The 11,277-nt window shown below is 56.2% G+C and carries 11 protein-coding genes; all 11 read right to left on the bottom strand.

Annotated elements, in window-relative coordinates:
- Window positions 1-32 precede the first annotated feature (32 nt).
- The 11 genes from KUF55_RS16730 to KUF55_RS16780 all read right to left on the bottom strand — a co-directional run bounded on the left by KUF55_RS16730 (window position 33) and on the right by KUF55_RS16780 (window position 11,155).
- Window positions 33-2,015: an NAD(P)/FAD-dependent oxidoreductase gene (locus KUF55_RS16730; RefSeq protein ID WP_218817369.1), complete on the bottom strand. Its 1,983-nt coding sequence runs from the start codon at window positions 2,013-2,015 to the stop codon at window positions 33-35.
- Window positions 2,012-2,851, bottom strand: a complete 840-nt coding sequence (locus KUF55_RS16735) for an ABC transporter ATP-binding protein (RefSeq protein ID WP_218817370.1) — start codon at window positions 2,849-2,851, stop codon at window positions 2,012-2,014. Before KUF55_RS16735 ends, KUF55_RS16730 begins: the two co-directional genes overlap by 4 nt.
- Complete coding sequence (locus KUF55_RS16740; RefSeq protein WP_132360311.1) at window positions 2,844-3,614, bottom strand: ABC transporter permease; 771 nt, start codon at window positions 3,612-3,614, stop codon at window positions 2,844-2,846. Before KUF55_RS16740 ends, KUF55_RS16735 begins: the two co-directional genes overlap by 8 nt.
- The gene (locus KUF55_RS16745; RefSeq protein WP_132360313.1) at window positions 3,611-4,462 is read right to left on the bottom strand and encodes an ABC transporter permease; all 852 of its coding nucleotides are present in this window, start codon (window positions 4,460-4,462) and stop codon (window positions 3,611-3,613) included. The genes KUF55_RS16740 and KUF55_RS16745 overlap by 4 nt, the downstream gene beginning before the upstream one ends.
- An 84-nt stretch (window positions 4,463-4,546) precedes the next feature.
- Window positions 4,547-5,551 (bottom strand): ABC transporter substrate-binding protein, encoded by a 1,005-nt coding sequence (locus KUF55_RS16750; RefSeq protein ID WP_132360315.1) that lies wholly within the window; start codon window positions 5,549-5,551, stop codon window positions 4,547-4,549.
- 117 nt (window positions 5,552-5,668) lie between these two features.
- Window positions 5,669-7,357 carry a bifunctional 3-(3-hydroxy-phenyl)propionate/3-hydroxycinnamic acid hydroxylase gene (locus KUF55_RS16755; RefSeq protein ID WP_218817371.1) on the bottom strand — a complete coding sequence of 563 codons (1,689 nt, stop codon included), beginning with the start codon at window positions 7,355-7,357 and terminating at the stop codon, window positions 5,669-5,671.
- Window positions 7,354-8,100: an HpcH/HpaI aldolase/citrate lyase family protein gene (locus tag KUF55_RS16760; RefSeq protein WP_218817372.1), complete on the bottom strand. Its 747-nt coding sequence runs from the start codon at window positions 8,098-8,100 to the stop codon at window positions 7,354-7,356. The genes KUF55_RS16755 and KUF55_RS16760 overlap by 4 nt, the downstream gene beginning before the upstream one ends.
- Entirely contained in the window at window positions 8,097-8,540 is a 444-nt protein-coding gene (locus tag KUF55_RS16765) for a nuclear transport factor 2 family protein (RefSeq protein WP_218817373.1), read from the bottom strand. The genes KUF55_RS16760 and KUF55_RS16765 overlap by 4 nt, the downstream gene beginning before the upstream one ends.
- Before the next feature lies 1 nt (window position 8,541).
- Window positions 8,542-9,342 carry a 2-keto-4-pentenoate hydratase gene (locus KUF55_RS16770; RefSeq protein ID WP_218817374.1) on the bottom strand — a complete coding sequence of 267 codons (801 nt, stop codon included), beginning with the start codon at window positions 9,340-9,342 and terminating at the stop codon, window positions 8,542-8,544.
- A gap of 5 nt (window positions 9,343-9,347) precedes the next feature.
- Window positions 9,348-10,214, bottom strand: coding sequence for an alpha/beta fold hydrolase (locus tag KUF55_RS16775; RefSeq protein WP_218817375.1), 867 nt, complete (start codon window positions 10,212-10,214; stop codon window positions 9,348-9,350).
- Window positions 10,211-11,155, bottom strand: a complete 945-nt coding sequence (locus KUF55_RS16780) for a 3-carboxyethylcatechol 2,3-dioxygenase (protein WP_132360325.1) — start codon at window positions 11,153-11,155, stop codon at window positions 10,211-10,213. Before KUF55_RS16780 ends, KUF55_RS16775 begins: the two co-directional genes overlap by 4 nt.
- Window positions 11,156-11,277: the final 122 nt, after the last annotated feature.

The raw sequence follows: 11,277 nt of genomic DNA on the forward strand, positions 1-11,277 counted from the left end.
GATTCAACTCGGTCGTGACCGACCTCGATACATCACATAAGGAAGTCATAGTCACCCGAGCTCACACGTTCGGTCACGTCCCAATACTCTGCGTTGGTGAACGGCCAGACCTGCGAAACCCGCCCACTACTGTTCTGGTACCAGGTCCTGACGTACGGTTGCCCCCAAGCCATCTGCCGGTTTTCTGTATCAACCCAATCAACAAATCGATCGAGTGCGACCTGTTTGACGTCCAAGGCCTTGGCTCTACGTTTTAAGACTTCATGGATCGCCTTGAGCGCATATTCGCTGGCCCGTTCCAACATAAAGTGAAGGCTCCCCGCGACCACCCCTCCCACATTCGGTCCATACACCATGAAGAAATTCGGGAATCCAGGGACGGTGACCCCGTTATAGGCACGCGCATCTCCATGCCAATAATCATGGAGATCTACTCCCTCGCGGCCAGTGATCTTGATTCCCTCTAGGTAGTCGGACGGCTTGAAACCGGTAGCGTAGACGACGATGTCGACATCATGTTCGGTCCCGTCCTGAGTCACGATTCCACGCGGAGTGAACTCGCGAATCGGCGACACCTCAAGTGTTGTTTGTTTAGCCGTCAGCGCCCGTGCCCAAACACCGTTGTCTCGCAACATGCGCTTGGAGCCCGGAGGATAGTCGGGGATTGCATGCTTCAGCAGATTGGGGTGCCCGGCAAACTGCTCGGAGAGACGACGTGTTAACTCCTCCCTGACTTGATGGTTTTTCTTCGAGACACTCAGCGGGGCCATTTCCCAGTTATCCTCAGCCCGCACGGTGTGAAAGCGCCCGGAAATTCCCAGAACGGTTACCCAGAGCCGGAACCACTGGGCATAGTGTGGCACCTTGCGGATGAGCCAGTCGAAAGTATCGTTCATCCGCTCGTGATACGTCGGCGCTGGCAGCATCCATGGCGCGCTCCGTTGGAAAACCACCATGCTCTCAACGGTGTCAACGATCGCAGGGACGATTTGATAGGCGCTTGCGCCCGTGCCAATAACGGCGATTTTTTTACCCGTCCAGTTCACTGATTCATCCCACTCCTGCGAGTGCATTGATATGCCTTCGAAGACATCCTGCCCGGGAAAATCAGGAATGTTGGGAATATCCAGCTGACCTGAGGCACTGATGACAGCATTAAAACTTCGTAGCTGCGTTTCGCCGTTTCGGACCAGAATACTGGTTTCCCAGGTGCCACGATTTTCGTCCCAATTGGCTCTCACGAGTCGGGATCCAAACTCAATTCGTTCGCGGATGCCCGCTTTGCTGGCAACCGTTTCCAAGTACTCACGGACTTCGTGACCTTCGGCGAACTGATGCGGCCAGTCGGCACGCTGCGCGAATGAATAGGAGTATCCGAAGGTTGGGGTGTCCAGACGCACCCCCGGATAGCGGTTTTTCTGCCACGTACCGCCCAAGCATTCACTGGCCTCGATGATCGTGAACGGAACACCTGCTTGTGAAAACCGATGAGCGGCAGCAATGCCGGCAACACCGGATCCGACAATGAGCACGGAGAATTCGTGACCGTCCGGGGCCACATCCTCGTACCGCCATTGTGGCGCACCACCTTTGTCCCCGGCCAAATCGAGCTCGTGCTTCAGCATGTTGGTCCACTCATCGTGGCCATCACTCAGAAAGTCAAGGATGGACCCCACGAGCGCATCAGGCAGGATGCCAACACGATTGATTCCTTCATCTCGCAGCCTGCGTAGACCAGCGAGTGCGACGGCTCTGCCCTGTTCTTGAGCCGATGCACTCATGCCACCATGTGGGTGACCAACCGTATCCACAGGCGTCAGCGGAGGACGCAGATTCGGAGTAAGGGTGCTGTCGTCCACCGTCGCCGCGGCAAGTGCCGCCAGTAGTGCGGGTAGATCCGCCTTCTCTACGAACGATGCTAGCTCAGCATCGGTTTCGGTGATCGGCTCATAATCCTCTTGCCAAAACAGGTCATCCATCAAGATGTTCTTCGTTTCGAACCGAACCTCGCTCATACGATTGCCTCGGTGCTTCGAGCAGGCTCGGATATGCCCTGATTATTGGTTTTAGCGAACTGAACCCGTTCGTAGACTTCTGCCCGCAATTCGGCGAAGCGTGCCGCTGAGCGAGTGGTTAGTTGATCACGGTCGGCCGCCAAATCGATGTTGATGTCGTTTTGGATCACCGTCGGAGAGCTGGAGAGTACAAGTACTCGTTCTGCAAGGTAGACGGATTCGTCAATATCGTGGGTGACAAACAAAATGGTCATATTGTGCTCCTTCCAGATTCGGCGCACCAAATCCTCGAGTTCAGCACGCGTTTGGGCATCAACTGCGGCAAAAGGCTCATCCATGAGAAGAACACTGGGCTGTGCGGCAACCGCCCGTGCAATAGCAACACGCTGCTGCATACCGCCGGAAAGCTGCCACGGATATTTGGCCCCCGCATCGCTCAGACCCACCGATTCCAAGGCATCTCGAACGCGGGCGGCACGCTCAGACTTGGGCACGCCACTGGTCTTCAACGGCAGATCGACATTGGCTTCCACCGTCATCCACGGGAATAGGCTGCGTCCATATTCTTGGAAGACAACAGCCATACCCTTGGCAGGTCCATTTACTGGCTGGCCATCCAGGACAACCTGGCCCGACGTCGCGCGCATGAGACCTGCGATGCACTTGAGTAGCGTCGTTTTTCCGCTTCCCGAAGGACCTACCAGACAAACGAATTCGCCGTCAAAGAGATCGAACGTCAGTGACCTAACGGCTTCAAATTCGAAACCAGCTCCCGACTGATAAACCTTCTGGACTTGGCTAACTTCAAGGCGGACGGCTTTTTCTAAATCAGTCATTTTCGTTCTCCTTTAATCCTTCGTACCACGCGAGAATTCGCTTTTGAAACCACTGGAAAATCACTGACAAAACAACACCGATGAGGCCCAGCAGCAAGATGCCACTCCACATTTCGGGTATGGCCACACGGTTCTGGAAATTAATGGTCCAGTGGCCGATGCCATCGGTCGAGGCGAACATTTCGGACACGACCATCAGGATCAGGGCCACCGCCAGACTTTGCCGGATCCCCGCCATGATTTGTGGCGAAGCTGCCGGGAGTACGAGATAGCGCATCCGGTCTAACTTCTTTAGCCCCATCATCTTGGAGGTGTTCAGCAATACCTCATCAATACTGGTCACGCCGGCGACGGTATTCAGTAGAATCGGCCAAACACAGCTGAGGACGATCAGTGTGATTTTCATGGCGTCATTAATGCCAATGAGCAACAACAGCACGGGGATAAGAATGGTCGACGGGACTGCTCTGATGAATTCGAAGAGCGGCTCCAGCAACCAGCGAAGCCACTGCACCGAGCCAATAACCACACCAATCACAACGCCAAACACGATGGATAGTCCCAGCCCGGCCAAGAGTCGTCCAAGGCTGGGCAAAACATCTGAAACGAAGCGTTCCTGGAACCAGATTTTTACGAACCGGTTAACCAACGGGGCAGGTTCCGGAATGAAAAAGTTGGTGGTGAGCGAGGTGTAAATGATCCATGCGCTCACCAGAATTATTGGGAGACCCAGAAAATACCCGGTCTTCTTGAGTATTGTCATGCTGTTTTACCTCCGCGTACAGATTCGTGCCAGAACAAGGTCTTGCGCTCAATGAATCGCATGATCATGTTGATGGCGATCCCGAGCAATCCGCTGGTAATGATCAAGGCATAGATCGCCGGTGCGGACCCATTGATCTGCGCGAAGGCCACCTCTTGTCCAAGGCCAGGAGTTCCCACGATCAACTCCACACTGATGGCCAGAATTAGCGCAACAGTAGCCGCCAATCTAAGTCCCGTCATCAGGAACGGAAGCAGCGTGGGGAAGATGACGTACCTAACGCGTTGAACGAAATTCATGCGCAACGTACGTGCAGTATCGAGCGCGACCTTATCCAGATCGGAAATTCCGTAGAACACCTGAATCAGAACAACCCAGAAACATGCATAGATGATGATCATCAATTCCGTCCCAATACGAGGGCCGAAAATCAATGCAGCAATGGGTATCAGGGCGACGGCGGGAATCGGTCGCAAGAACTCGATGGTCGAATGTGTGGCCCGGATAAGGATGCGGCTGGAACCAATTGCGACGCCCACGAGGACACCTGCGACGGTAGAGATCACCACGCCCAATAGCCATGCCCGAAGAGTATGACCCACTGCCACCCAGAATTGGGTGTAGGCAAAGTTAGATACGAAACGCTCGAAAACCACGGTGGGCGGTGGCATATGTTTCGGATCAACGATTCCAAATACGGAGACCACCTGCCACAAACCAAGGAATCCGAGGATGCCGAGAATGCCCAGAAGCACCGGTCCAAATTTTAGCCAAGTGCCGCGTCTTTTTGCTGACACCGACGCTGATCTCCTTGCGGATATTACAGCGGGTATTGCTGGGTTGGCCATTCGGACCAGTCCCCTTTCAATTCTCACAGTCGGATTGAAACAACGGTCTGCTGCCATCAAGGCAACGGCAGCAGACCTGGAAAGCTACTTGGACCAGACGGTGTCTTCAATGGTGGGACGGGTCTCCACGATGCCGTATTTGGCCAAGAGATCTGCGAACTGATTGAGTGCATCCACGTCCAGATCTGCATTCCATTCGATGAAGTTGGTTTTCGCTGCGGCCTCCGGTGACGTTCCAAGAGCTGCAGGCAACAACGCCCGCACTTCGTCCTGATGACCCTCGGCATAGTCAAGAGTCTTATCAAGGGCCGAGACAAAACCCTCTACCAATTCGGGGTCTTTTTCGGTCAAGGCACCACTGGAAGCTATAACCAGCTCAGCGCCTCCCAACTTGGTATCGTGGATGAAATCGCTGACAACGGCTCCGCCATCGCCGATAATCTGTTGCATGAAGGGTGGGCCGGCCATCCCTGCGTCGATGTCCCCGCTCTCGAGCTGTGCGCTGACCTCGTTGAAGCCAAGTTGAACGAACTTCACCTTGGCAGGATCACCTCCATCAAGGGCGACGGCTTCCTTGATACCGATTTCACCAATGCTGCCGAGTGCGTTAATGGATACGGTCCTACCCTCCAGATCCTTGGCGCTCTTGATCTGAGAATCGGGGCCCACCAGGACAGCCACGGAATCCTCAACCATTTTGGGCCGGTTGCGTGCGTATCCGGCGACGATCTTCACGTCCAAGCCTTGGGTTGTCGCGACCAAGGGTGTGGTCGGGCTCGCCAGCATGAACTCGAGACTTCCGGAGCTCAACGACGGCAACTGTGCTGCACTGCTCTGACCCAGCAGCATCTCAAGGTCGATACCTTCATCTTTGAAGTACCCCTTATCAATGCCAAGCTGGATGGCTCCCACCGCAGATGATGGAAACAGGCCAATGGTGACATCCTTCAGGTTGGCGTCGGTCGAACCGCCACCGCTTGAGGCCGTTTCGCTTTTTCCTCCGGAAATGGATCCCGAAGCGCAACCGGTTAGTGCGACGGCGGCGACGAGTGCTACTACAGACAGTGTGCGAGTTGTCTTCGTGTTCATGATTTTCTCTCTTCATTGAGCAAACGATTGAATGATGGATACTGCGGTGGCGAATGTTTAGCCGCCTTGTGGAGCGAGACCGATGGTGTTGTTCGGTTTGCGCGGAGACCTACTTACTTAGGCGACGCGTCCGACCTCGGGCACGGGCACGGACACCAGCGTTTTAGCTAGTTCTGCTGGGGTCTTGACGTAGGCGCTTTCCAGAACCCGCTGCAGTGTTCCGTTCAGGTCCTGGGCGAGGCATTCGGCGGCAATGACGTGGTCTGGGCGGACAATGACGGCTGAAATCGGGCGGTCGTGGAACCAGGTTTTCAGCAGACCATTACTGTCTCCGATGACACGGACGCCCGGCGACGCGTGTTCTTCGGCCCAGCTCAACTGGGTTGATGGAACGACGTGAACCAGCGTGGCGTGGAGCGCGTCGAGCTGGATGCGCACTTCTGCCGATACGAAATACGCAGGATCGTTGTTCCATACGTAGATCCTCCATCCCACGGCCGTGGCATCGTCCAAGAGCACATCATCGCGCTCGAGAGTTTTCACCCGTGGCTGAGGGAAAAGGGTGCCAGTGCTTGGGTGTGCACCATCCTCTACCGGGACGGACTTCGAGACCTGCCACGGAACATGCAGCACCACTCCCCGAGTGTATTTTGGCATTGGTTTGAAGCCCTGACCCGAAACGTAGGACTTGAGTTTCGGGAGGTGCTCAATCACTGCGGCGGTGGCGTCTCGCACCGCGGAGGTGATCTTACTTCGGTTGGTAACCACCTTGGCCATACCCACGGAAAGCTCCACCATCGCCTTAACGTGATCTTGCCGTTCCTCGGCATAGGTATCCAAGAGCTGCTCACCCGCCACACCGCGAACCACCGCCGGCAATTTCCATCCCAAGTTCATGGCATCTCGAATGCACGAGTTCCAGCCCTGCCCGGCCACGACCGGCATCACGTGCGCGGCGTCCCCAGCCAGCAATACCCGGCCCTCACGAAAGCGCTCTGCAACCCTGGCATGGTGTTCGTAGATACGACGGCGGATCACGTCCAAGGACGAAGGGTCGGTGACATGATCCTTCAAGAGTTGGTGCAGGAACTCATCACTATGAACGAGGTCATCGTCCTCACCCTCGAGGAGCATGAACTCCCAGCGACGGATTCCGTGAGGCAGGCTCAAGGTCGCGTATCCGCGAGCAGGGTCTCCCCCAAAGACCGCGTGTGGGGTACCCAACGGATCATTGGCAACGTCGATGACCAGACCACGTTGTTCTCGAGTGGTACCGGTGAATGGAATGCCGAGCTTTTGCCGGGTAAATGAGCGTCCCCCTTCGCAACCAACCACATACGCTGCGTGGATGGTTCGCTCTTCGTCCCCGGTCTTGATCGTGACGGTGACCCCGTTCTTGTCCTGTGTCAGGTCTGTGGCCTCGGAACCAAAGCGGACATCAACGCAGTCAAAGCGGCGAGTCCCCTCCAGCAGAACCTCATCTACCAGCGGCTGCACAAAGCCGTTGCGCCGTGGCCAACCGAATTCTCGGGTGACCGGGTTGATCCCGGCAATGATTTTGCCGGTGCCGTTGACGATCCGTACCTGCTGATCCGGGACGGTATGGACAAGCACTTCGTCAACCAACCCGATGGTTTGCATGGCACGCAAGGATTCATCATCGATGCCCACGGCCCGGGGGTAATCAATCAGCTTGGCTCTGGCCTCCACCAAGATCGTACGGATGCCGTTCATCCCCAGGAGGTTGGCCAACGTCAAACCCGTTGGACCTGCCCCGATGATGAGTATTTCAGTTTGCTCGCTCATAGCGACTCCTTTAATGCCGCAATTGATGCGCGTGCTTGTTTTCCGATGAACAGCAAATCGATCCCCAGCCCCACGTAGCCCAGGTTGAGGCCGCGGATTTGTTCGGCCGCGAATGCTGGATCGCTGCAATACAGCCCCAGCTTGACCTGGTGTGCGCGGGCCAGCTGGGATAGGTGAGCCAGAGCATCCGCCACGGGTCCGCTGGACCAATCAGGACGTCCCGCAAGCCCATAAGACACCGCCAAGTCACTCGGTCCCACATAGATGGAATCCACCCCCTGGACTCCCATGATCGCTTCTGCTGCTTCAACCCCGGCGACAGATTCAATCTGGGCCACGGCAACAACCGATTCGTTGCCGGCCGCACAATAATCGACACCCTCATAGAGGTTCGGACGACTGGGCCCCAGGCTTCGTGCACCCATCGGCGGATACTTCGTTGCGCGCACCAAAGCTCGTGCCTGCTCGACCGTCTCCACGGTTGGTGCGACGATACCGCGCGCCCCGCTGTCCAGGAGTCGACCGATGGCACCGGAATCGATGCTTGCCACGCGGGCATAAACATGGGAGTTGCCCCGCGGAGTGGATCGCAGCATGTTGCAGGCTTGATCCAGACCGATTTCGCCATGCTGGAGATCAATGACCACCCCGTCGTAACCTGCATTCAGGCCACTCTCAACCGCCGCCATGGATGGCAGAGCGATGTGCAATAGTGTCGGAGTTGCCTCCACATGAAGAGTCATTGGTTGCCGCCAGCTTCAATGCGTTTGGCATGGTTGGCAGCGTTTTCTGCCCCGAACACCGGAACGATTTCGCGACGCTTGATCAACCATGTTCCATCGACGTTGACGTACTGTTCGCGGAATTCACCCACGCTTGCCGGCCGCAAGGGATCCGACTGGCTGTCCCTGAACGTCATGTAGTAGGTGGTGCCGCACAACATTCCCTGATCAAAAGCGAGGCGCGTCCCGCCGGAGAAATGACGGACCGTACCTGCATTAATCTTGATCCGCTTCTCACCCCAGGCCTTGATGGCTGCCCGGCCCTCCATGACACCCATGGGGCCGACGGAAATGCAGTCATCCGTGTAGAGGAGATGCAATTGATCCGCATGGCCGTGATCAAGCAACCAATGGTATTCCGCGACCAGTTGTTCGATTTCCGTACGGATCTCGTGAGTCACCTTAGACATCGCATTCATCCTTCGATTGAAGAGTCGCCGACACCGAGCCGAACCCATGGGAAAACTTTGCGGTGTAGGGAACATCCGGATCCCAGTCCACGATCATGCCGATGGATCCAGAGAGCAGAATCTCGCCCGCGAGAAGTGGTTTGCCGACGCGAAGCGACGTTTCTGCGAGCCATTGGATCGCGTTGATCGGTCCCTTCAGGACATTGCTGCCGATGCCTCGCGTCACTTCTTCATCGCCGCGGTAAAGGACCATCACCACATCCCTGAGGTCGACTTCCCCATAGGGCAGTTGAACCGTGCCTGTCACGATGCCCTCGCACGCCGCGTTATCCGCGACGGTGTCCAGAATGCTCATGGCATAGTTGTGGTAACGACAATCCACAAGTTCCAGAGCGGGAACGACGTAGTCGATCGCCGCCACGATGGACTCCATCTCCGAGCTGAGCAGATCGTGCTTCAGCACAAATGCGAGCTCGGCTTCGATCTTTGGCTTGATGAAAGCGGACCGAGGGCGACTGACGCCGTTCGTGAAGATCATGTCATCCAGAACGATCCCGTAGTCGGGCTGATCCACTCCGGCTTTCTTTTGCACCATGGGGTTGGTCAGGCCAACCTTGCGCCCAACGCGCCTGAGCCCAAAGGCTTCTTCGCGACGCTTGGTATTCACTTCGGAAATTGCGTAGGCAGCGTCGAGGTCCCCCTCCGGCAACTGGTGCCGAATGTGGTCTATTGGTGTGAGGTCTTGACGTGCCGCGTAGAGTTCGTCGGCGATCTTTTGAATGATCTGAGACACCGTGTTCAGCCTTTCCGTGCTAGAAAATCGACAGCTCGATCGTTGAACGACTGCGGGTCTTCCCATTGCGGCCAATGTGCTGCATTCGGGATGGTCAGCAGTTCTCCGTCGTGAAGCATTGAGGCGAGCCGTTCTCCGGTTTCGACACCGCCGGATGGTTCGTGATCGGTCCAAACCAGCAACGTCGGCACCGTGACCGCTGCGTAGTCAGCCTCGGTGACCCTGTTGCGAAAACGAATTTCTGGATTCTGCAGCGCCAAAATATGTTCCACCGAGCGTGCGAAGCCCGGGCGGCTATAAACGGCCTGGCGCATGCGCACCAGTTCGTCGGTAATGAGATCTGCTGCATGGATCACTACCTGCAAGCGGGCCTTGACGTTTTCAAACGTGGGGTTATCAACGGCATCACGAGTGACAGACCGGCCCTTGCTCATGGCTGGCTGACCCACGATGCGTCCGCCTGGAGCGCTGAGAATAAGGGTCTTGACCCGTGAGGCATGCGATTGAGCGAATTTCAAGGCAATCCAACCACCCAGCGACTCGCCACAAAGGTGCACACGTTCCAGTTTCAGGGCATCCAGGAGCCCGAGCAGATGTTCTTCGTAGTCGGGAATTTCAAGATCAGATTCCGCCAACGTTGAGAAACCATGTCCCGGATAGTCATAGGCAACGACTCGGTGTGTTTGAGCCAATGCACGGATATTGTGCGTGAAAGCTTCGATGTGTCCACTGGTGCCGGCTAAGAGCACGATGGTGTCCTCCCCGGTACCCACCGATAGCACTCGTGTACGCCATTGGCCGACGTTGACATAACTTATGCTGTGCGGCAGGTCGCCAATTTCCTGCCACAACGTCGGGAGCGACGGTTTCATGCTGCACCATCGGTCATGGCGGCCACTACGCCGAAGCCAGCGCCCCAGGTGTCAACCGGCCAGTACTTGTCCACCACGAAGTCGTAACTGCCTGCCGTCGCTAAAGCGCTGAAGGCGGCAATCCACGTCCGAATTTCGTGGGCACCACTGCCACCCTCGGAACCGATCCATTCATTGGTCCAAGCGTCAACAACACTCATATCACCACGCCGGAAGACGTCGAGCACTTCCATGTCCCAGGCTGCATTCAACGGCTGCGTTGTAGCCTTCCCTTCGGCGAACTTCCGAATGTTCGCAATCATGGTTGACTCGCGCACTTGGCGTTGTTCCGGGGTCGTTTCTAAATGCACAAGTCGCTCTTTTACCTCGTCCGGCGAGGTGTCCCACACCGGGATCGGCGGGTTGTGCGATAGTCCGCCCGAGGCGAAAATCAAGACTTTCTTGTCCAATTTTTGTGCCGCACGACCCACCGCTTCGCCCAGCAGACGCACACGGTTCATGGGCGATAAGGGTAGGCCCACGGAATTGACGAAGATCGGGACAAAGGGATTCGTGAATCCGTGCCCGTAGACGAACTCGAGTGGCTGCAACACGCCGTGGTCAACAAGCAGACGTTCCGAGCGAGCAATATCGATGCCGTCCTCAAGGATCAGCCGATGAAGTTCACGGGCAGTTTCGCCGTCCACGGGCAGCGGTCCCGATGCGGTGCCCCAGTCGCCAATACCGTTAGCCTGCGCACCGACACAGAAGGGCGGCATCATCTCGTACATCACGCCGTTGAAGTGATCTGGCCCCAAGGCAATGGTGATGTCCGGGTTATAGTCCGCGACAAAAGATCGCACATCACCGATTGCTTCGTTAATTTCGGCGAAGGTACTCCCTCCTGGATCTACGTTCCCAAACGATGGCGCGTGGGACATGGCAGCTACTGCAAGTGTCATTTTTCTTTCCCCTCGGCCCGTTAGGCCTCGCAATTTTGAGCTTATGAGCAGCTCTTCAAATAGACTGCATCTTCTAGAACCATGATTCTAGTGTCTTGGTTCACATTAAGCTAGCACTCTTT

This window comes from Paeniglutamicibacter sp. Y32M11, assembly GCF_019285735.1.
Classification (GTDB): Bacteria; Actinomycetota; Actinomycetes; order Actinomycetales; family Micrococcaceae; genus Paeniglutamicibacter.

What these genes read in the sequence shown, in the direction of transcription:
- KUF55_RS16780 (WP_132360325.1), bottom strand. Translation starts at nt 11,155, where the DNA reads ATGACACTTGCAGTAGCTGCCATGTCCCACGCGCCATCGTTTGGGAAC.
- KUF55_RS16760 (WP_218817372.1), bottom strand. Translation starts at nt 8,100, where the DNA reads ATGACTCTTCATGTGGAGGCAACTCCGACACTATTGCACATCGCTCTG.
- KUF55_RS16750 (WP_132360315.1), bottom strand. Translation starts at nt 5,551, where the DNA reads ATGAACACGAAGACAACTCGCACACTGTCTGTAGTAGCACTCGTCGCC.
- KUF55_RS16740 (WP_132360311.1), bottom strand. Translation starts at nt 3,614, where the DNA reads ATGACAATACTCAAGAAGACCGGGTATTTTCTGGGTCTCCCAATAATT.
- KUF55_RS16735 (WP_218817370.1), bottom strand. Translation starts at nt 2,851, where the DNA reads ATGACTGATTTAGAAAAAGCCGTCCGCCTTGAAGTTAGCCAAGTCCAG.
- KUF55_RS16745 (WP_132360313.1), bottom strand. Translation starts at nt 4,462, where the DNA reads ATGGCCAACCCAGCAATACCCGCTGTAATATCCGCAAGGAGATCAGCG.
- KUF55_RS16730 (WP_218817369.1), bottom strand. Translation starts at nt 2,015, where the DNA reads ATGAGCGAGGTTCGGTTCGAAACGAAGAACATCTTGATGGATGACCTG.
- KUF55_RS16755 (WP_218817371.1), bottom strand. Translation starts at nt 7,357, where the DNA reads ATGAGCGAGCAAACTGAAATACTCATCATCGGGGCAGGTCCAACGGGT.
- KUF55_RS16775 (WP_218817375.1), bottom strand. Translation starts at nt 10,214, where the DNA reads ATGAAACCGTCGCTCCCGACGTTGTGGCAGGAAATTGGCGACCTGCCG.